General features: G+C 33.8%; 23 protein-coding genes. 19 read left to right on the forward strand and 4 right to left on the reverse strand.

From position 1 onward, the window contains the following. The first annotated feature begins 12 nt into the window (after positions 1–12). From ACP5P5_RS06915 to ACP5P5_RS06975, 13 genes are all read left to right on the forward strand, one after another. Positions 13–1113: a GNVR domain-containing protein gene (locus ACP5P5_RS06915; RefSeq protein WP_428285374.1), complete on the forward strand. Its 1101-nt coding sequence runs from the start codon at positions 13–15 to the stop codon at positions 1111–1113. A gap of 479 nt (positions 1114–1592) precedes the next feature. Then, a complete protein-coding gene (locus ACP5P5_RS06920; RefSeq protein ID WP_428285375.1) occupies positions 1593–2843 on the forward strand; it encodes an oligosaccharide flippase family protein in 1251 nt (416 codons plus the stop codon). A gap of 11 nt (positions 2844–2854) precedes the next feature. Then, on the forward strand, positions 2855–4162 hold the full coding sequence (locus ACP5P5_RS06925; RefSeq protein WP_428285376.1) for an O-antigen polymerase: 1308 nt from the start codon (positions 2855–2857) through the stop codon (positions 4160–4162). A 64-nt stretch (positions 4163–4226) separates the two neighbouring features. Then, the gene (locus tag ACP5P5_RS06930) at positions 4227–5423 is read left to right on the forward strand and encodes a glycosyltransferase family 9 protein (protein WP_428285377.1); all 1197 of its coding nucleotides are present in this window, start codon (positions 4227–4229) and stop codon (positions 5421–5423) included. After that, positions 5413–5991 (forward strand): acyltransferase, encoded by a 579-nt coding sequence (locus tag ACP5P5_RS06935; RefSeq protein WP_428285378.1) that lies wholly within the window; start codon positions 5413–5415, stop codon positions 5989–5991. The genes ACP5P5_RS06930 and ACP5P5_RS06935 overlap by 11 nt, the downstream gene beginning before the upstream one ends. Further along, positions 5988–7127: an NAD-dependent epimerase/dehydratase family protein gene (locus ACP5P5_RS06940; protein WP_428285379.1), complete on the forward strand. Its 1140-nt coding sequence runs from the start codon at positions 5988–5990 to the stop codon at positions 7125–7127. The genes ACP5P5_RS06935 and ACP5P5_RS06940 overlap by 4 nt, the downstream gene beginning before the upstream one ends. After that, a complete protein-coding gene (locus ACP5P5_RS06945; protein WP_428285380.1) occupies positions 7127–8131 on the forward strand; it encodes a glycosyltransferase family protein in 1005 nt (334 codons plus the stop codon). Before ACP5P5_RS06940 ends, ACP5P5_RS06945 begins: the two co-directional genes overlap by 1 nt. A gap of 128 nt (positions 8132–8259) precedes the next feature. Next, on the forward strand, positions 8260–8970 hold the full coding sequence (locus tag ACP5P5_RS06950; RefSeq protein WP_428285381.1) for a sugar transferase: 711 nt from the start codon (positions 8260–8262) through the stop codon (positions 8968–8970). 287 nt (positions 8971–9257) lie between these two features. Beyond that, entirely contained in the window at positions 9258–9455 is a 198-nt protein-coding gene (locus ACP5P5_RS06955) for a hypothetical protein (RefSeq protein WP_428285382.1), read from the forward strand. An 89-nt stretch (positions 9456–9544) separates the two neighbouring features. After that, positions 9545–10033, forward strand: a complete 489-nt coding sequence (locus ACP5P5_RS06960; protein WP_428285383.1) for an RNA polymerase sigma factor — start codon at positions 9545–9547, stop codon at positions 10031–10033. Next, positions 10030–11115, forward strand: a complete 1086-nt coding sequence (locus tag ACP5P5_RS06965) for a hypothetical protein (RefSeq protein WP_428285384.1) — start codon at positions 10030–10032, stop codon at positions 11113–11115. The genes ACP5P5_RS06960 and ACP5P5_RS06965 overlap by 4 nt, the downstream gene beginning before the upstream one ends. A gap of 18 nt (positions 11116–11133) precedes the next feature. Then, positions 11134–12039 (forward strand): outer membrane beta-barrel protein, encoded by a 906-nt coding sequence (locus ACP5P5_RS06970; protein WP_428285385.1) that lies wholly within the window; start codon positions 11134–11136, stop codon positions 12037–12039. 208 nt (positions 12040–12247) lie between these two features. Further along, positions 12248–12715, forward strand: coding sequence for a L,D-transpeptidase family protein (locus ACP5P5_RS06975; protein WP_428285386.1), 468 nt, complete (start codon positions 12248–12250; stop codon positions 12713–12715). On the opposite strand, the gene ACP5P5_RS06980 is transcribed toward ACP5P5_RS06975, so the two are convergent. Continuing rightward, positions 12712–13659: an alpha/beta hydrolase gene (locus tag ACP5P5_RS06980; protein ID WP_428285387.1), complete on the reverse strand. Its 948-nt coding sequence runs from the start codon at positions 13657–13659 to the stop codon at positions 12712–12714. The genes ACP5P5_RS06975 and ACP5P5_RS06980 overlap by 4 nt on opposite strands. Positions 13660–13686: 27 nt before the next feature. Continuing rightward, positions 13687–14958: a serine--tRNA ligase gene (serS, locus tag ACP5P5_RS06985; protein ID WP_428285388.1), complete on the reverse strand. Its 1272-nt coding sequence runs from the start codon at positions 14956–14958 to the stop codon at positions 13687–13689. A 79-nt stretch (positions 14959–15037) separates the two neighbouring features. Between serS and ACP5P5_RS06990 the strand changes: the two genes are divergently transcribed. The 6 genes from ACP5P5_RS06990 (at position 15038) to ACP5P5_RS07015 (ending at position 18479) form a co-directional block, all read left to right on the forward strand. Continuing rightward, positions 15038–15397, forward strand: a complete 360-nt coding sequence (locus ACP5P5_RS06990; protein WP_428285389.1) for a hypothetical protein — start codon at positions 15038–15040, stop codon at positions 15395–15397. Next, complete coding sequence (locus ACP5P5_RS06995; protein WP_428285390.1) at positions 15381–16091, forward strand: peptidylprolyl isomerase; 711 nt, start codon at positions 15381–15383, stop codon at positions 16089–16091. Before ACP5P5_RS06990 ends, ACP5P5_RS06995 begins: the two co-directional genes overlap by 17 nt. 46 nt (positions 16092–16137) lie before the next feature. Next, positions 16138–16512: a glycine cleavage system protein GcvH gene (gene gcvH / locus ACP5P5_RS07000; RefSeq protein ID WP_428285391.1), complete on the forward strand. Its 375-nt coding sequence runs from the start codon at positions 16138–16140 to the stop codon at positions 16510–16512. Positions 16513–16573: 61 nt separating this feature from the next. After that, positions 16574–17119 carry an RNA polymerase sigma factor gene (locus ACP5P5_RS07005; protein ID WP_428285392.1) on the forward strand — a complete coding sequence of 182 codons (546 nt, stop codon included), beginning with the start codon at positions 16574–16576 and terminating at the stop codon, positions 17117–17119. Positions 17120–17121: 2 nt separating this feature from the next. Next, on the forward strand, positions 17122–17934 hold the full coding sequence (locus ACP5P5_RS07010) for an anti-sigma factor (RefSeq protein WP_428285393.1): 813 nt from the start codon (positions 17122–17124) through the stop codon (positions 17932–17934). Positions 17935–18104: 170 nt separating this feature from the next. Beyond that, entirely contained in the window at positions 18105–18479 is a 375-nt protein-coding gene (locus ACP5P5_RS07015; protein ID WP_428285394.1) for a VanZ family protein, read from the forward strand. 246 nt (positions 18480–18725) lie between these two features. Here the strand turns inward: ACP5P5_RS07015 and ACP5P5_RS07020 are convergent, their stop codons facing one another. Together ACP5P5_RS07020 and ACP5P5_RS07025 are read right to left on the reverse strand one after the other, a co-directional pair. Beyond that, the gene (locus ACP5P5_RS07020) at positions 18726–19433 is read right to left on the reverse strand and encodes a sulfite exporter TauE/SafE family protein (protein WP_428285395.1); all 708 of its coding nucleotides are present in this window, start codon (positions 19431–19433) and stop codon (positions 18726–18728) included. After that, positions 19433–19867, reverse strand: coding sequence for a FixH family protein (locus ACP5P5_RS07025; RefSeq protein ID WP_428285396.1), 435 nt, complete (start codon positions 19865–19867; stop codon positions 19433–19435). The genes ACP5P5_RS07020 and ACP5P5_RS07025 overlap by 1 nt, the downstream gene beginning before the upstream one ends. Positions 19868–19871 lie beyond the last annotated feature (4 nt).

Consider the following 19871-nt stretch of genomic DNA (forward strand, 5'->3'; position numbering starts at 1 on the left):
CCATACAAGAGTATGACACCAACAACCGAACCACAAGAAGAATACTATAGCCTGGCCGATATATGGCAACAGGTAAAAGGCTTTTTGCGTTATTTGCGGCAGCAGTGGGTTTGGCTGTTCATAGCTGCTGTAGTGGGCATAGGTGGAGGCATAGGGTATTACTACTTGCAAAAACCGGCATATCAGGCCGAAGAAACTTTTATTTTAGAAGAAAAAACACCCGGTGGTGGGGGATTGGCCGGCTTAGCTTCGCAATTTGGTTTTGATATTGGTAGTTTAACCGGCGGGGGAAGTATTTTTCAAGGAGACAATATTTTAGATATTTTAACCTCGCGCCGTATTGTGGAACATGTTTTGTTGAGTAAGGTAGACAGCAGCCAAACCAATGGTCCTACCTTAGCAGATGTGTTTTTAGATTTCAGTAAACTAAAAAAAGCCTGGCGCCATAAACCCGGGTTGGATACCATGAATTTTTATAGGGTAAGTGGCAGAAATAGCCTTAGTTTGTTGCAGGATAGTGTTTTACATGAAGTATATAAACGGGTAACCCAAAAATATGTATCTGTAAGCCGATTAAATAAAAAGGGAACCATTATTACCGTAACAGCTACCTCTATCAATCCCGATTTTTCCTTGTTATTGGCCCGCCGAATGGTAAAGGAAGCCAGCGATTTGTATATTGAAATTAAAACCTCAGTATCGGCTGCAAATGTGAATCGTTTACAACAAAAAGCCGATTCTTTATTGGCCTTATTGAACAACAAGAGTTATCAGGTAGCCGGCATGCAAATTAACGATGCCAATCCGGCCTTAAAATCGGTATTGGTGCCCACGGAATTGGCTTCCCGCGATCGTACAGTATTGGCAACATTATATACAGAGGTAGTAAAAAATTTAGAAACGGTGCGTACCACTTTAATGTTGCAAACACCGGTCATTGAAGTGTTGGATATGCCCCATGCGCCCTTGGAGGATGGGAAGAAAAAGTTGAGTTTTGTCATTATCATTGGCTTTATCATAGGATTAGTAGTAGGTGTAGGATATGTTTTCGTACGTTATTTACAGCAGCATTGGGCAAACGAGGCAGCAAAAAAAACTCCTCCATTGTCTTAGTGCGGGAATATCGAAATGAATTGCGTGTAGGAAAAATAAATTTATTGAATACCGCACCACCCGAATGGGAGTGAGGGGTGCGAAGCTTTACTGAAATTTTATGATATGCTTCTTTCAAAGCAATGTTTAGAGAAAAGTAGATTCCAAAGTTGTTGTTTGTTTATAATGAATTATGATAAATGATTTCCTGATGATTAGAAAATGTAGTGATTTTTTTCTATTATAAGAAAATAATTTACTTTATGATAAAATGCATATTAAAAATACAGTTGATTGGATTGCTTCATGCACTAAAACTCGAAAATGTAATTATTAAGTTTAAGTATAAATAAGTAGATAGGGACTTTTTTGAAATTTTTTCATCTATTGAGAATAGTTCTAATGTTACTGATATATTAAAGAAGAAATCAAAAAATTTGGTTTTAATTTTATATGTAAGACTTGATATTATCTTTCAAAATTGAATTCAAAAAATAATAATGGCAAGAAAAGTGCTAATGTCAAATTTTTTTTACTTAGGAATTTATCAAGGATTAAATTTTCTATTTCCATTATTAATATCTCCATATTTAATTAAAACAATAGGGCTTAATAATTTTGGTTTGATAACCTCTGTTCAGGCTCTCATGACATTTTTTACTATTTTTTGTGATTATGGATTTAATATGTCTGCTACCAAGGAAATCAGTATGAACAAAGATCATCATGAAATCATAAACAATATTATAAACTCTGTTTTTATTATAAAAATTATTATTGTAATTCTTTCAAGCTTAATTTTATGGATCCTTGTAATATCAATTCACAAATTTTCTATTTACAGCATTTTGTACTTATTTTCATTTGCCTTGCCTCTAGGCAGAGCCTTTTTTCCAATATGGTTTTTTCAGGGTATTCAAAAAATGCAGTACTTAATTTTATTTTCTCTCTTTTCAAAAGGGTTAGCTGCAATTTTATTAATAACTTTTATACATAAACCCAGTGATAGTTATTTAGTTAACCTATTTATTGGCTTTATGGATTTTTTGGGGACCCTTTTAATGATAATTTTTGTTTATAAGATATTTAATTTTAAAATTTATATCCCAGAAAGTCGGCACATAATCCAGCAAACCAAAAATGGCTTTTATCTATTTTTAGCATCATTCTTTGCGAATCTTACCGCTAATTCTAATTTAGTAATTTTAAGTTTTTTTGTAAAAAATGATGCATTGGGAATTTTTTCTGTTGCCGATCGAATTGTTTTTATGATTAAACAATTGCCGACTATTATTTTTCAAGCAATATATCCACATGCTTGTCGTTTATGGGTAAATTCAAGAATTAAATTTTTAATATTTATAAAAAAAATGTTTTGGGGAATTTTTTTGCTTTTAACGTTTATAAGTATTATTGTTAGTATCTTATCAAAGCATATTAGTTTATTTTTTAGTAAAACTAATTCATTTGAAATTGGAAGTCTTTTATCTATAATGTGCTTTCTTCCAATTATTGCAGGATTAAACTTGCCTGCATATCTTGGTATTCTTGTAACAGAACAGACTCGTTTGTCGAGTAGGGTAATTATAATTGCAGCAATTATTAATATAATATTTAATTTTATTTTTACATCTATTTTTGGATATTGGGGTACGCTTTTAACTATTGCTCTTACTGATATTTGTATTACGGTTTCTCATAATTTTATAATTATTTTTAGGACAAAAGGTTATAATTTTTTTAAAGTGTAATCTGAATTTAAGTGAATATATTTATTAATTTATTGGTACTTATAATTTTTCAAATTGGTACATATTTTATTTGGTTTGATAAAAAAAATGTTTTTAATCATTACTATATAGGATTTTGTATTGCTGCATATGTTATTCCATCTTTTTTGATAGATTTTTATGATTTAGCTGACGATAACATTATAGACTTATATTATAAAATAAATTTTGTAGGTGTTCTTTTTTATATATTCGGAATACTTTCAGGTTATAAATGGAAGAAGATTGCAATTGTTGATAATGTTATGAAATTTCGATTATACAATGATCTTGTTAATTCTAATTTTTTTTATAAAACTATCGTTAATACTTCAAAACAAATATATCTTATAAGTTTAATTATATTAATTATATGTTTTATGTATATGGGCTTTTTGCCTATCTTTGCTGAAGATCCATATGCAGCTAAGCAATTTAAAGGGATCTATCATGTTAGATATCAACATATTGCTTTTTTTTATAGGACTTCCAAAGAATTTATACAATTATTAATTCCTATTTTGGTTATTGATTTTTTTAACAAAAGGAAAATATCTACTTTCTTTCTAATAATTTTTGGGATTTTGTTGGTTTTTGCATCATTGAGTAGAGGTGATACTGTCATGGGGTTATTACTTAGTCTATCTATTATCGTCACTATGAGACGGAATAATTCTTTTTTTGTAGTATATATTATTTTATATGTAATAATGTTTTTATTTGGTAGTAGTTTCTGGGTAATAGCAACTATTTTTTTTCCAAATACTGGTTTTAACAGTTTATCTGATAATCCGACAATCCTTAGTGCTATAGCTTCAGGTGCTCCCGATATTTATGACCATATTACATTTCTTAATAGTTTTATTCGAGAGCATAGTCCATTTACATATGGGCTAACTTTTATTGGAGGGCTAATACCCTATAACTTTAAGTATAATCCATCTTCTTGGACTTTATACATTTTAAATAATACTAATGACATTTCTGATATTGCATCCGGTGGACTTCGATTGCCCGTTTCAATTTGGGGTTATGTAAGTTTTGGATGGTTTGGAGTAGTATTGGTTCCATTCTTTTCCGCCTTTTTCACAGGATATATAATTAGAAAGATTAAATATTTAATTTATAAATTAAAACCTGATGCTAATGGATTAATTGCTTTTTATTACTATGTTTTTTTGTATCTGAATATTGGTTCAATTTTTTTTCAATTTTATCGGATCTCTATATATATGTTTCCTTCTTTATTTTTTTATTTTTTGATTATTTATTTTATTAAAAAAAAGAAGGCTATTTTGTGATAATGATAAAATAAATGATATTACAATGGTAATATTTGTATATAATATAATAATATAATAATATATGCCTACATTTGATAAAAATAAAATTGAAAAATTAAAATTTATTGATCCAATTTTTAAATTCCTTTTTTTTCTCAAAAATCGAAAGAGGAATATTAATAGTGTTATAGATTTAAATCGAGATGACAAGAATTTAAATATTGTAATATTATTATTCTTATTAATAGGTGATACAGTAATGTACTTACCAGCGATTGAAATAATTAAGAAGACTTATCCAAATGCAAAATTCACTTTTGTTTGTACTATTGCTGCTAAAGAGATTTTAATTAAGCAAAGTTTCGAGGCTGAATTTATTTTGATAGATTGCCCTTGGATTTCTCCATTCAATAAATCAATTTACAATGTGTTTAATTTTTGGAAAACTTTGCTAACTATCAATAAAAAAAAATATGATATTGCCATTGACTTTAGGGGCGATTGGCGTAATATATTTTACATGAATTTTATAAAATCAAAGAGAAAAATCAGTTATAACTTTTCTGGAGGTGATTATATGCTAACTGATGTGATATTGCCTAATCCATTTTTCTTTCATTTTACTGATGAAGCTTTATATCTTGTAAAACATTTACGATGTGATTATAGCGAAAAAGAATCTATCCCTTATTTAAAACAAAGTATTCAAGTAACTCAATATGTTAATGATTTTAAAGAAAAATATAATTTAAATGAATATTTCATAATTGGGGTACACCCTGGAGCTAGTCAGGAAGTAAAACGCTGGGATCCTCAAAAATATTTTCAACTTGTTATGGAAATCTGGAAGACAAAAACTAAATGTAAATTTCTAATTTTTGAAGGTCCAGGTGAAAGTGAAACTGTTGATTTTATTACTTTTAGATTAAATCATTATAATATTCCACATTTGCGAATAAAGAAAAAACTTTCAGAATATATTGACATTCTAAGTCTATGTAATTTGGTTATTTGTAATGATAGTGGTGCGGCACATATTACTGCTGCTCATGGTAAACCAGTTGTGATTATATTTGGTAATGTTGATCCAAAATTTGTAACACCAAAAAGTATTAATATTGTAAAAGTTGTTTCTCATGATCTAAGTTGTAAACCTTGTAATAAAAGCTATTGCTTTCTAAATACAGCAGATTGTATAAAGTCTGTTACAGTAAATGAAGTAATGACTGCCGTAAATGAGATTTTTCTCAAATTTAATGAAGACAGATATGCGGTATAAATTTTTTTGGGCTATAAGAACTTTATATTTAAGATTTTTTTTTAAAGGGATTGGTGCATATTGCTATATTGGTAAACCAACATATATTCTTAATGCTAGAAACATTAAAATTGGTAAAAAAGTAAGAATATTTCCTGGAATGAGAATTGAAAGTCATAATAATGGAACTATATGTATATGTGATGATGTTTCAATAGGTCAAAATTTTCATTTAATTTGTTCTAAAAATAAACTTATAATTGGAGCCCATACCACCATATCAGCAAATGTTTTTATCACTAATATTGATCATGATTATCAAAAATTAAATGTTCATATCTTAAAACAAGATTATTTGGAAAAAGAAACACAAATAGGTGAAAACTGTTTTATTGGATATGGTGCTGTAATTCAAGCGGGTACCATTTTAGGAAAACAGTGTGTTGTTGGAGCAAATTCTGTTGTGCGTGGCAAATTTCCAGATTATTGCATAATCGTGGGAATACCTGCTAAAATTGTAAAACGCTATAATTGTGAGACCATGCGATGGGAGAAAACTGATTTTAACGGAAATTTTATTTTAATATGAATATTTTAATAACAGGTGGAGCAGGATTCATTGGTTCCCATTTAGCTTTAAGTTTAATTAAGAGGGATCACAATGTAACTGTCTTGGATAACTTATCTACACAAGTGCACGGAGTAAATCCTCTAATTACATCTCCATTATACAAATCTATAATTGATAAGGTAAAATTTGTTAAAGGTTCGGTTACTTCAAGAGTCGATCTGTTAGAGGCATTAGCTGACAATGAAGTGATTGTGCATTTAGCTGCTGAGACAGGTACAGGACAATCTATGTATCAAATAGCTAATTATACCAATGTGAATATTATGGGAACTGCTTTAATCTTAGATATTTTGTCTAATACCTCTAAGCACAAAGTAAAGAAAGTTATAGTTGCTTCTTCTCGTGCCATTTATGGAGAGGGTAAATATTTCAGTGAAGAATTAAATCAATTTGTTTATCCTTCTCATCGTTCTGATGCAGACATGCGAAATGGTGATTTCGAGGTAAAATATCCCGGTTGTTCTAAACCGTTGCTAGTAGTACCTACTGATGAAGGTTCTCTATTACATCCATCATCTGTTTATGGTATTACTAAACTAAATCAGGAACAAATGGTTATGACTGTATGCCCTCTTATTGGAATTTCTCCTGTAGCTTTTCGCTATCAAAATGTATATGGCCCCGGACAGTCTTTAGGCAATCCTTATACTGGTATTTTATCAATTTTTTCGAATCTCATTAAAAACCATAAGCCAATTAATATTTTCGAGGATGGTAAAGAAAGTCGCGATTTTGTGTTTATTGATGATGTAGTTAATGCTACAATATTTGGTATTGAAAAAGAGGAGGCAAATGGAGAGGTTTTTAATGTTGGATCGGGCAATAGGAATGACGTCTTGACTGTCGCAAAAGAACTTATAAAAAATTATGGAATTGACGTTCCCATAATAGTTTCAGGGAATTACAGACTGGGCGATATTAGACATAATTATGCAGATATGCACAAGATTAATACTTTACTGGGTTTTTCTCCAAAAGTAGATTTTGAAACTGGAATTAGAAGATTTACGGAATGGGTCAATTCCCAGGATGTGAAAGAAAGCAGATATGAAGAGTCAATTTCTGAAATGAAAAGAAAAGGTTTTTTAAAATAATGATTCCAAAAAAAAGAGTTTTATTTATTAGTCCTTCTTTTTTTGGCTATGAAAAAAGCATAGTTAAAGCCATTGAAAAATTGGGCCTTGAAGTTGATTTTTTTGATGAAAGACCATCAAATAGATCATTTTTTAAGGCAATTGTACGTGTAAATAAGAATCTACTAAAAAGACAAATTGATAATTATTTTAAAAAAATTTTAAGTATAATCAAATCTAAAAATTACAGTTATTTTCTTTTAATTAAGGGTGAGGTTACTCCTGAATTTTTCATGAAAGAATTTATTTATTATAATCCACAGTCTGAACTCATCTTCTATACATTTGATTCTCTTAAAAATAATCCCAATTGTCTGTTATTATTAAAATATTTTAATAAATGTTATTCATTTGACTTTGATGACGTTAAACAGTATTCTTACTTTAAACTTAAGCATCTATTTTATTCTTACGAATTTGAAAATAATTATAATATTGAATTAGAAAAAAGGGAATACGATGTAAGTTTTATTGGGACGTTACATTCCAATAGATATAGAATAATCAAAATTATTTCCAATTTTTTCAAAAAAAATTTCATTTTTTTCTACGTTCCAGCTAAATGGTTGTTCGTGTATAACAAATTGTTTGACAAAGATTTCTCAAATGTAAACTATAAAGAAGTATCATTCAAAAAAATTAGCAAAGAAGAAGTGGCTTCTATTTTTTCTCAATCAAGATTTGTAATTGATGTACAAAGATATAATCAAGCTGGGTTAACCATGCGGACATTCGAAGTTTTAGCATCTGGATCAATTTTAATTACAATGAACAGGAATATTAAAAAAATTAATGAATATATTCCTAGCATGGTTATAATTATTGAAGACGAAAATAATTTAGAAAAACTCATTAATGAAATTAATTTAAAAACTAATAATATTTCAAATATTAAGGTTCCTAAAATATTTTTGGAAAAATATCATATAGATAATTGGATAAAAGACTTTTTTAATATCGATTAGAATCTATCATTTATAGATTTACTTTTAAATTTTTGTTTTTTATTTTTAACTATATTTTTCCTACATTTGCTTACCCCCCTCAATTGAAAGTGTTTATTACTCGAATATAAACGGCAAAACTTACACGTATGCTTCAAACATTTTTGAAAAGAAGGGAAACTGCAGTTATTGCATTGGATAATGATATAGTTGAAAGATTAAATTCGATAGCTCATAAAGCAGAAATAGTTAAAACATCTATTACAAAGCGACTCTTCGACATTTTTTTTACTACTCTTTTGTTTGTCTTTGTTTTTTCTTGGTTATTCCCAATTATCATGCTTTTGATTAAATTATCCTCCAAAGGTCCTGTTTTTTTCAGACAAGATAGAATTGGTTTAAATGGTATTGTTTTTAAGTGCTATAAATTCCGTACTATGGCAGCTAACATAAAATGCGACGTTTATACTCCTACACAGGTTGAAGACAGCAGAATTACTAGCGTTGGTAAATTTTTAAGGAAATTTAATTTAGATGAACTACCGCAAGCTATTAATGTATTTTTAGGCGACATGAGCTTGGTTGGTCCTCGTCCACATGCTATTCCTTTCCATAATGAATATGCTACTTATGTCGACTATATTGATTTACGCCATTTGATAAAACCGGGTATTACAGGGTTAGCTCAAATTAATGGCTATCGAGGTGATGTTTTAGATAGAGAAGAAAACAAAAAAAGAACCGCTAAGCGCATTGCTTACGACTTGGAATATATTCAAAACTGGTCATTTGGATTGGATATTAAAATTATTGGAACAACTGTTGCTCAAATGATTAGTAATAAGACGAACGGACATTAATTAAAACTTATTAAAATTATTTCCTTTAACCGGCCCTTTAGCCGGTTTTTTTATTTCAAATATGTTTTCCATTCAATAATATTACGCTACCCATCTTTTTTATTACTCCCCAAGGCTTGTACTCAATGAATAAACAATGAATAGACACCAATTTATTGGGACATATTCTTTTTTACCCGGCATTTATCCCTCACTTTCCGTCATTCAGCACTATCACCCAAAATAACTATATTTTACATGGCTGTAACTTTATAACTTGCCATCCGTTACACAGATAAACTGTTATTATGACCAAATCATTGCTGCAAATTATCTTCATTGTTGCCCTGGGTGCTGCCTGCATTTGGGTAATGAAGCAGTGGGAAAATGCTACCACTTGCAAGCAATGTAATTTGCCCGGGCAAAATACCCCAACCGGTCAACCGGTACCAGACCATTACTTCCGGGAGCCGGCCAACAAATTCAATATTGCCGCTTATTTTTAGTAGTGATAGATTTTTTTATCTTTTTTTTATTGCAACTGTAACTTTTTTATTTTCTGTTCGTTCCACTTTAAAACAGCCCATTACTGTTTATGACTGAAAAAATGTATAACCAATGTGTGAATCTGTACGCCGATAATGTGTACCGATTTATATGGAAGAATTTGCGTCACGAGGAGGATGCAAAGGACATTGTTCAGTCTGCCTTTGAAAAATTATGGATAAACAGAGCACAGGTAGCAGCGGGAAAGGAAAAATCGTATTTGTTTACCATTGCTTACCACCAAATGATTGACCATATTCGCAAAAACAAGCGAGTAGCTTTGCACGAAACATTTGGTGATGAAGCCTTGGGCAATACCAAACAACCTAATGCTATTGGGCATCAAAATCTGATGCGGGCTTTAGACCAATTGAATGAACTGCAAAAAAGTTTGGTGATGCTGAAAGATTACGAAGGTTATAGTTATCAGGAAATAGGTGAGATTACCGGATTGAATGAAAGTCAGGTGAAAGTGTACCTGCACCGTGCCCGTATTACGCTGCGGAATTATTTAGTAAGTCCTGAAAATGTGTTATGATGATAGAAATTAACCGCAACAATATTGAAACCTGGTTACTGCGCTATGTAGATGGCGAGTTAACACCACTGGAAAAAATGGCGGTAGAAAACTATTTGGTTATTAATCCCGATTTAGCAAGTGAATTAAAAGCCTTGCAACAAGCCCAATTACCCAACGAGGCAGTGTTGTTCCCTTTTAAATCGGCCTTGCTGAAACGCATTCAAACAGAGTTTAGTGAAGAACAGTTGTTAGATTATATAGATGGCGAAACGGATAGCTTTACCACCGATGCTATTCGTGAAGCGGTTTTAGATGATGCGGCCTTGCTTGAACAGTTAAACGTGTTAGAACAAACAAAATTGCCCCTTGAAACCCTTGAAATGCCTGATAAGGCTAGCTTATACCGGCATGAAAAACAACCGGTAGTGGTATTGTGGACAAGAATGATGGCGGCTGCCGTATTATTAGGCTTGGGTATTTTAGTGTGGCAGTTAATACCAACCAACAATCATTCAACCGGGGTAAGTAGTGGGGTAGTAGCCATGCAAACGCCTAAATCTACTAATGATGTACCGGCTTTGCATAAGGCACAACAACAACCTTTGAATGCAACAGACAAGGTAGCCCAACAAAGTGTAGTAATGGGTAATGAAAAGCAAAATTTAACCGGTAAAAATATATTGCATCAGGCTGTACAAAAAGAGGATATAACAAAAACAAATGTGCATGAAGCAATACCTACTAACAATACGGTAGCTTTTCAACCGGTGAATGTAAATACCGGTACCGTTAGTGTACCGGAAGTAAATGCTTTAGTATCTGAAAAAGAAGTACCGAATAAACTAGTGCCCGATAAATCGGTAATAGCTATGAAGGCAGTGCCAACGGAATCGGACAATACAAGCAATGGGAAAGAGGTAGTGTATAGGGTATTAGATACAGATAATGATGAAGGTACACCGGTATATGTAAACGGATTACCACTGAATAAAAATAAAGTAAACAGTCTTTTACAAAAAGCAGGTGGAATTTTTCATGCCTTGCGTTCACAACAGGACCTGGCGAAAGAAAAATTAACAGCTACTGCTAAATTACGTTAACACATAAAAAATGATACAATGAAACAATGGATAATTGTTGCAGGCCTATTGTGTGCATCCGGTATGGCATTGTCACAACAAACAGAAACGGTAAAGGTGCAAGCAGATAGCATTTTTATTAATAGTGATACCGTTAAGGTGGGGAATTTTATCATTATTCAAAAAAATAGAAACTTATCGAACCGTGTTGACCAAGTAACGAATGGGCAAAACAAACGCATCAATAATGTTATTACCATAAGCACCAAACCACGCAATAAAAAGAACAATCAAAATGTGGTAACCAATTGGGGTATTCTTGATTTGGGTTTTGCCAATATCAATGATAATACCAATTATACCGCTGCCCAGGGTGCCGGTTATTTAACCACCGTAAATGGCAACCCCGTTACTAAAAACAATTTTAATTTACGTACGGGTAAATCATCGAATGTAAACATTTGGTTTTTCATGCAAAAGCTGAATGTTGCCAAACATGTGGTTAATTTAAAATATGGGTTAGGGTTGGAAATGTATAATTTTCGGTTTGAAGATAATATCAGCTTTCGTTCAAATCCGCAGCCTATGGTATTTAACGATACCATTAATTTCTCCAAGAATAAATTATATGTTGGCTATTTAACTATTCCTTTTATGGTGAACTTTAATTTAACGCCTTATAAAGACAATGGATTAAGTTTTAGTGCTGGGGTAAGTGCCGGTTATTTACTTGGTAGCCGCAATAAGCAAATTAGCAATGAAAGAGGTAAAGTAAAATATAAAGGCGATTTTAATTTACAACCCTGGCGTGTGGCTGCTATTGCAGAATTAGGGTTAGGACCCATTCGTTTATATGGTAGTTATAGCTTGAATAATTTGTATAAGGAAAGCACGGGCTTAGATCAAATTCCTTATGCTGTGGGCATCCGTTTCAGTCGATTTTAGTTTTCTCATGTTATATGTAGTTATGTAAACACTTCTTTTCTAAGAAGTGTTTTTGTGTAGGAGATACAACACAAACGTGAATGTTTTTTTAAAATGTAAGAACATAAATAGTATCGGCATATTTTTAGCATTTCATTGAAACATGATGCGGCAATATCTTCTATATCCTTTATTATTATGTTTGGGTTTATTCCTAACAAATGTTATAATGAGTCAACCGAAGGTGGATAAAGATGCGTATTATGTGGTGATTAAGAAATCGGATTTTACGCTTACGGTGTATAATCGCAATCATGTATGGGTAGCAAGGTATCCGGTAGTGTTTGGCAGTAAAGATTTAGGTGATAAAATGATAGCCGGCGACCGCAAAACACCGGAAGGTACCTTTCATATTGTTAGTAAAAAAGTACATAGTAAATGGTGTCGTTTTTTGGCATTAGATTATCCGAATGCAGAAAGCTACGAGAAATTTAATGAGCGCAAAGCCCATGGGGTTATATCGCCAAATGCCAGTATTGGGGGCGGTATTGGCATACATGGTACCTGGCCACATGAGGATTTTGCGGTAGACAATTATCAGCCTTGGACAGAAGGATGTATCAGTACCAAAAATGAATACGTTATTGAGCTATATAATTTATTGCCAGTGGGAACTAAGGTCATTATAGAACCTTAGTTTTGTTTGTATAAAAAATCGCTTACTGTTTTTTGCCATTTGGCCGGTTCCTTTTGTAATAAACTTTGGTGATGGCTAAGTGCATATACCACCATTTCTTTATCATGCGAAGCTAAATTTTTAAAGATGTTGTTGGTTTCCTGTTGGGTAACGCGTTGATCTTGCAGTCCCCATTGTAATAATACGGGACAATGAACGGCAGCAGCGGCATCTTGCGGCCTAAAGTCAAATGCCCAAAAGCCCTGTTCTATACCTCCCCAAAAGGTAAGCCAGCTGCCCAGTGGCTCGGTAGGTAAGTGCATGGTGCGTAATTTTCCTTCTACTGCATTAGGCAAAGTGCCAAAAGGCATTTCTAAAATTATTTTATCGGGCGTAAGGGCATATTGTTGCATGGCTTGCAAAATGGTTGCAGCACCTAATGAAATGCCATACAATATAATAGGACGATGAAAATGTTGCGAAGCATAATCGAAAGTTGCTTTTACATCAGCAGCTTCGTGATAGCCAATAGAGCAGGCGGTACCTGAACTGTTGCCATGTGCTCTAAAGTCGACTGCCAATACCTGATAGCCCATGGTATGAAAGGCTTTTTCTTCAGGAATAAGTCCGCTTTTGTTACCACCATGGCCATGAAAAACCAGGATGGTACCCAATGCACTATCATGTGGAATAAACCAGGCAGATAGTTGTTGCCCATCGTTGGTAGTGATAGTGAAGGTTTGGTGTGGAAGCCCTAATGAATCAACCACCTTTGTTTTATAAATGGGTGCGCCAAAAATCAAGGCTTTCCATTTAGCCCAACCATTTAATTGCGTGGAGGTGGATGCATTAGCCGGTAAAGGAAAGAAATGCGTAAAATAGTACGCTTGTGAAGCAATGATAATATTAATTGCAATAAACAAGGCAAGCATTATATAGCCTGTTCGTTTTAACCATTTGGGCATAGCACTATATTTTAAAAGCCGTTAAGCTTATACTAGTTGTTCAGCGCCAAAGTACCGATGTAGCGCTTTGGGTAAACGAATGCCGTTTTCGTGCTGGTTATTTTCTAATAAAGCTGCTACAATTCGGGGCAACGCCAATGCACTACCGTTTAAGGAGTGTGCCAATTGCGTTTTGCCGGAAGCATCTTTAAAACGGCATTTTAAGCGGTTGGTTTGAAAGCTTTCAAAATTGCTAACGCTACTTACTTCCAGCCAACGTTGTTGTGCGGCGCTATATACTTCAAAATCGTAAGTAAGTGCAGAGGTAAAGCCCATATCGCCACCACAAAGACGAACTATCCGGTAAGGTAATTCCAATTGTTGCAATAAGCCTTCTACATGGTTTACCATGGCATCTAAAGTAGTATAGCTTTCATTGGGATGAACTATTTGAATAATTTCAACTTTTTCAAACTGGTGCAAACGATTTAAACCACGTACATCTTTGCCAAAGCTACCGGCTTCCCTTCTAAAACAGGGAGAATAAGCAGTCATTTTAATAGGAAGTTCTTCTTCTTTTAAAATAACATCGCGGTAAATATTGGTAACAGGTACTTCGGCAGTGGGAATTAAGTAAAAATTATCTTCGGTAGCATGATACATTTGTCCTTCTTTATCGGGTAATTGTCCGGTGCCATAAGCACTGGCTTCATTTACCATGAAAGGTGGAATATATTCTGTATAACCGGCTTGTGTATTTTCATCTAAAAAAAATTGTACCAAGGCACGTTGCAATTTTGCGCCTTTGCCTTTGTACAACGGAAAGCCACTGCCCGTTATTTTAGCACCGGTTTCAAAATCAATTAAATTGTATTGTTTAATTAAGTCCCAATGCGGTTTAGCACCGGTGAATAATTGCGGTGTATTGCCACCGGTTTTAACAATTACATTGTCATCGGCCGAATGGCCGGCAGGAACAATAGCTGCAGGAAGGTTGGGAAGTTGTACTAATTTTTCTTGCAACTGTTTTTCGGTTTCAGTAAGGGCATTGCTTAATGTGGTAGTTTCCAGCTTTAAACCCGAAACTTGAAATTTCAGGGTTTCAGCAGCTTCTTTATTGCCTTGTGCCATAAACTTACCAATTTCTTTGGCAGCAGTATTGGCTTGCGCTTGCACAGCATCGAAATGAGCTTGGGTTTTACGGCGTAAATCATCTAAAGCAATAATTTCATCCACCAATTCAGGTTGTTTAAAGTTTCTAATAGCCAACCGTTCTTTAACCCATGCCGGATTATTGCGCAATACCTGTACCTGTAACATAACAAACAATTTGTAGCAAATATAGGCGTAGAAAAACAGATATGGAGCAGCACACGGAAAATGCAGTTACCTTTGCCGCATGTTTGTGCAAGATGATTTACAACAACGTTGGTGGGCATTAGAAGCGCGTTTAATGGAGCGCTTTGGTAAAAAGCCTGATATGGAAGCCATTCTTTTTTTAATTGGTATGCAGGAAACCGGTTTTATAAAAGCCAAAATAACGAAAGAACAAAAGCAGGATTTGATGCATGTGGCTGTTTGTACGGTATTAACGCCCGGTGGCTACTTTGCTTTGGAGGGAAAAGATAAAGACGGGTGGCCGCATTTTAAGCAATTAAAGCCTATGCCCAATATGCCCTTGCCTGAACAAGAGAATTTTTTAAAAGATTATATTTTATTGTATTTTGAAGAAACTTTTAAGGATGATGAAACAGTATAAAAACTATGCCATAAAGCGTGTATGGGCTTTGGTTGTATTATTAGTCTTGGTCGGTTTTTCAGCTCATGCGCAAAAGCAGGGAAAAGAAAAGGAGCGGTATGTGCTTATTAGTACACCTTATGGTAATATGGTGGCTAAGTTGTACAATAGTACCCCTCATCATCGCGATAATTTTATTAAGAATGTGGAGAATGGGGCCTATGATAGCACTATTTTTCACAGAGTAATTGCCGGCTTTATGATGCAGGGAGGCGATCCGGCTACCAAAACTTTAGCCGATACTGCTGCCATGCAATATACCACCACACCGCCCAATGAGCAAATATTGCCTGAGTTTAGAGATGATATTATACACGAACGGGGAGCTTTAGCCGCAGCCCGCGATGGGAATCCCAGAAAAGCCAGCCATGCTTTTCAGTTTTACATTGTGCAAGGAAGAACTTATGATAGTGCTGCCGTACAAAATTTTTATGTACAAAGGGTGCAACCGGCTAATCCCAACTTTCATTATACACATGAGCAGTTAGAGCGTTATGCCCGTATTGGCGGTGCGCCTTATTTAGACCAGCAATACACCGTATTTGGCCAGGTAATTAGCGGGTTAGATGTAATTGATAAAATAGCCGCCCAGGCCACTGATAAAAATAATCGCCCATTAAAAAATGTGCGAATGACCATAACCATGCTGAATTAATGTTTTAAAGTCAATTTTTCTATCAATATTTGTAAAAAAATGCACTATGAATTTTCCTGCTAATCTTCGTTACACAAAAGACCACGAATGGATTGTATTAAATGGCGATATAGCTACCATTGGTATTACCGATTTTGCACAAAGCGAATTGGGCGATATTGTTTATGTTGATATAGCCAATAATCAAACCTTACCCGCAGAAGCCGTATTTGGAACCGTTGAAGCGGTAAAAACAGTGAGCGATTTGTTTTTGCCAGTTGCCGGAACCATTATAGAAGTGAATACTACTTTAGAAAAGCAACCGGAATTGGTAAATACCGATCCATATGGAGAAGGATGGATGGTAAAATTGAAAGTAGAGAATCCTGCTGATGTAGAAAAATTAATGGATGCAGCGGCCTATCAGGCTTTAATTGGGTAAATCCAAATGAGTTGGCTTAACGTATATAGATTACCATCTGTTATAAACACCCAATAAAGCATTGCAAGAAACAATAAAATACAGTGAACCGGAATTGATAGCATTGCTGCAACAGCGCTACGAAAGTGCTTTTAGCTATGTTTATCAACAGTATTCCGGTGCTTTGTACGGCATTATTCAAAATATTGTAGCTGATACTGAATTAGCCAACGATGTATTGCAGGAAGTATTTGTGAAAATTTGGAAACAAATTCATCAATACGATGCAACCAAAGGTAAATTGTTTACCTGGATGTTGAATATTGCCCGCAACGCGGCTATTGATATGGTAAGAAGTAAAGGATTTCAAAATAATAAACACAACGATGAGCTAAAGGAAAGTGTGTATGAACATGCCGGTACCACCCAAATAGCAACTGATCAAATTGGTTTACGAAAGGTAGTACAACAGTTAAAGCCCGAGCAAAAGCAATTGGTTGAACTGGCTTATTTTGAAGGATTTACGCAAGATGAAATTGCAAAAATGCTGCAACTGCCTTTGGGTACGGTAAAAACCCGATTGCGAGCAGCATTAATACAGTTAAGACAAATGCTAAAAAACACATAACATTGGATATAAAGGCTTACATAGCAAGTGGGGTAATTGAAAGTTACGTAATGGGTTTAGCCACTGAACAAGAGTGTGCTGAACTGGAAAGCTTGCGTAAACAATATCCGGAAATTAATGCCGCTATTGCTGAATTTGAAGCAGCTTTAGAAGCAGGAGCTATGGCTAATGCGCAACAACCTCCTGCAGTGGTACAACAAAAAATATGGCAAACATTGCAATCTGAATTTCAACAGCAGCCGTCTGTCAATACAACCTTTTCTGAAAAAGGAAAAGTGATTGCATTATCCTGGTTAAAATATGCTATTGCTGCTGCTATATTGTTAATTGTGGCAAGTGGTGCATTGAATATTTATTTCTTTCAAAAAATAAACCAATTGCAACAACAATATACTGCATTAGTAAACGAAAGCAATTCGTTACAAGCCGGATTGAATATTTATAAAACCAAGGCATTGGATTTATACAACAGTATGCAAGTAATGAGTGATCCAAATATGATAAAAGTACCTATGCCGGGGGTAAAAGGTAAAGAAGATAATTTGGCTACTGTATTTTGGGATAAGCAATCAAAAGCAGTGTATTTATTGCCCAATCGCCTGCCGCAAGCACCTGAAAATAAACAATACCAATTATGGGCATTGGTAAATGGTAAACCTGTTGATGCCGGATTGTTGACTGCTGATTGTAATGGGTTGTGTAAACTAAAAACTATAGCTGAAGCACAAGGTTTTGCCATTACTTTGGAAAATAAAGGTGGAAGTCTAGTGCCGCACTTAGATCAATTATATGTAATGGGTAAAATTGCCGGATAATATTGTATAAGATTTAATTTAATAAAAATGAAAATGATAAAGGTGCATCCGTTGGTGCACTTTTTTCGTAGGTATTATAAGGATAATAATTCCTGCTTTCATTGTATAGCAGGGGTTTTTCAGATGGGAGGGGGCTATGTTTATAGCTCCCTTATTTTTGCAATAAAAAATTGAAACTACATATTAATTATACTTGGGCATTTATAGCCTGGTTGGTAGGTACCACTATTTTATTATGTTTACCCGGTAATGATTTACCCGATATTGGTTGGGTGGAAAAATGGCATGTTGATAAATTGATACATATAACTTTATTTTTCGGATTGGTTTTTTTATATGCTAATCGTATGGTACAGTATGACAAGCGTATAAGCAGAATACGATGGATTGTTGTAGCAGGAATATTGTATGGTATAGCAATGGAATTTGTACAAAAATATTTGATTCCGCATCGTTCATTTGATGTGGATGATATGATTGCCGATGCGGTAGGTTGTTGTTTAGCTTGGTTTTGGCAGTATAAGAAATGGTGGGGAGTTGTATAAAAAGATTGGCCCCGATGGAAATCGGGGCCGCAACCAAAACTAACTGCTTATGAGAAAATTGACTACTTGCCTAAATTATTTTTTATAATTACGTTTTATGCTTTCTAAAAGTTTTCAATAATGTGTTAAAACGTAATTTTTATTTATTGCTCTAATTTAATATTCGTTGTTCACATTTGCAATACAAATATCTGAAGTAAAGACTGAAAGAAATGTCAATGGTTTAACAATAAAATGTTAATGATTTTAGTGACAGGTTATAACATTTCCTGAAGTGCCCGATAGGTATGGGCTTAAGTAGGGTATTCCTAAATTCATTCCTCTGAAAATCAATAAGATAGCCATTAAACCCAATGCAACGGGAATTAATTTCTTTAAAAAATTTCGGGTACGCAGATTAATCAAAAATCCGAAATAAGATAATAATGCCATAAGCGGAACAGTGCCAATTCCAAAAACTATCATAAACAACCAACCATAACCTATACTGCCTGTAGCTAATGCGCCTGCTACTGCAAAATAAACCATGCCACAAGGTAGTAAACCATTCAACATTCCTATGAATAGCAATTTGCCGAATGAGGGTTTACGCAATAATTTACCTAAAAGGGTTTGTACCCAAATAGTCAATTCACTTACAAAAGTTAATTGTGGAAATTGCAAATGAAAGTAAGGAAGTATAACATATAGCAAAATGAACAATCCTAATGCAATAGATAAGTATTGCTGAAAACCCGCTAATGAAACAATGCGTCCAATCAGTCCGAAAAACAATCCCAGTAAACTATAAGTCATTATTCTACCTAAGTTATAGAATAAAATACCTCCGATTTTTTGCCAATAGGTTTTATTGGGGAATGGCAAAGCCAATGCAAATGGCCCACACATTCCAACACAATGGAAGCTGCTAAGTAAGCCTAGTGTTAATGCTGATATAATAAAGCTCCAAAGCATTATTGCAGATTAATGTTTTTTTCGGAATAGTAATTGGTGTTGTTGGCCATCCATTTTAACTTTAAAATGTAATTGGTCTTGAATAAATCATTTTTACTAACTGTCATTATTCCGTTTTCGTTTGCAGCAATGGCTAACTTTTTATCATAGTCTGCATTTGTTTTGCAATAAAACCAAGCTTCGCCGTGAATATTGCTGTGTTGCACCTCTTTCGGAAAAATAATGGTAATTAAGCTATCGGTTGGAATAACTTGCACTGCAGAAATGGCATTGGCATTATTGGTGCCATTTATTTGCTGTTGAAAATGTAATTCATCTTTGTAATATTCATTACTCACCAAATCAATTTTAGTGTGTACAGATTTGTAAACTAAAAATCCAATGAGTAAAGTAAAGCTGATGAATACGATGGCTATTTTTGCTCCCCAGTTCATAATG

It is taken from the genome of Hydrotalea sp., assembly GCF_049968455.1.
Lineage (GTDB): Bacteria > Bacteroidota > Bacteroidia > Chitinophagales > Chitinophagaceae > Hydrotalea.

What these genes read in the sequence shown, in the direction of transcription:
- ACP5P5_RS06940 (WP_428285379.1), top strand. Translation starts at nt 5,988, where the DNA reads ATGAATATTTTAATAACAGGTGGAGCAGGATTCATTGGTTCCCATTTA.
- ACP5P5_RS07020 (WP_428285395.1), bottom strand. Translation starts at nt 19,433, where the DNA reads ATGCTTTGGAGCTTTATTATATCAGCATTAACACTAGGCTTACTTAGC.
- ACP5P5_RS06920 (WP_428285375.1), top strand. Translation starts at nt 1,593, where the DNA reads ATGGCAAGAAAAGTGCTAATGTCAAATTTTTTTTACTTAGGAATTTAT.
- ACP5P5_RS06945 (WP_428285380.1), top strand. Translation starts at nt 7,127, where the DNA reads ATGATTCCAAAAAAAAGAGTTTTATTTATTAGTCCTTCTTTTTTTGGC.
- ACP5P5_RS06995 (WP_428285390.1), top strand. Translation starts at nt 15,381, where the DNA reads ATGATGAAACAGTATAAAAACTATGCCATAAAGCGTGTATGGGCTTTG.
- ACP5P5_RS06965 (WP_428285384.1), top strand. Translation starts at nt 10,030, where the DNA reads ATGATGATAGAAATTAACCGCAACAATATTGAAACCTGGTTACTGCGC.
- ACP5P5_RS06960 (WP_428285383.1), top strand. Translation starts at nt 9,545, where the DNA reads ATGACTGAAAAAATGTATAACCAATGTGTGAATCTGTACGCCGATAAT.
- ACP5P5_RS06980 (WP_428285387.1), bottom strand. Translation starts at nt 13,659, where the DNA reads ATGCCCAAATGGTTAAAACGAACAGGCTATATAATGCTTGCCTTGTTT.
- serS (WP_428285388.1), bottom strand. Translation starts at nt 14,958, where the DNA reads ATGTTACAGGTACAGGTATTGCGCAATAATCCGGCATGGGTTAAAGAA.
- ACP5P5_RS06950 (WP_428285381.1), top strand. Translation starts at nt 8,260, where the DNA reads ATGCTTCAAACATTTTTGAAAAGAAGGGAAACTGCAGTTATTGCATTG.
- ACP5P5_RS06935 (WP_428285378.1), top strand. Translation starts at nt 5,413, where the DNA reads ATGCGGTATAAATTTTTTTGGGCTATAAGAACTTTATATTTAAGATTT.
- ACP5P5_RS07025 (WP_428285396.1), bottom strand. Translation starts at nt 19,867, where the DNA reads ATGAACTGGGGAGCAAAAATAGCCATCGTATTCATCAGCTTTACTTTA.
- ACP5P5_RS06955 (WP_428285382.1), top strand. Translation starts at nt 9,258, where the DNA reads ATGACCAAATCATTGCTGCAAATTATCTTCATTGTTGCCCTGGGTGCT.
- ACP5P5_RS06930 (WP_428285377.1), top strand. Translation starts at nt 4,227, where the DNA reads ATGCCTACATTTGATAAAAATAAAATTGAAAAATTAAAATTTATTGAT.
- ACP5P5_RS06990 (WP_428285389.1), top strand. Translation starts at nt 15,038, where the DNA reads ATGTTTGTGCAAGATGATTTACAACAACGTTGGTGGGCATTAGAAGCG.
- gcvH (WP_428285391.1), top strand. Translation starts at nt 16,138, where the DNA reads ATGAATTTTCCTGCTAATCTTCGTTACACAAAAGACCACGAATGGATT.
- ACP5P5_RS06970 (WP_428285385.1), top strand. Translation starts at nt 11,134, where the DNA reads ATGAAACAATGGATAATTGTTGCAGGCCTATTGTGTGCATCCGGTATG.
- ACP5P5_RS06975 (WP_428285386.1), top strand. Translation starts at nt 12,248, where the DNA reads ATGAGTCAACCGAAGGTGGATAAAGATGCGTATTATGTGGTGATTAAG.
- ACP5P5_RS06915 (WP_428285374.1), top strand. Translation starts at nt 13, where the DNA reads ATGACACCAACAACCGAACCACAAGAAGAATACTATAGCCTGGCCGAT.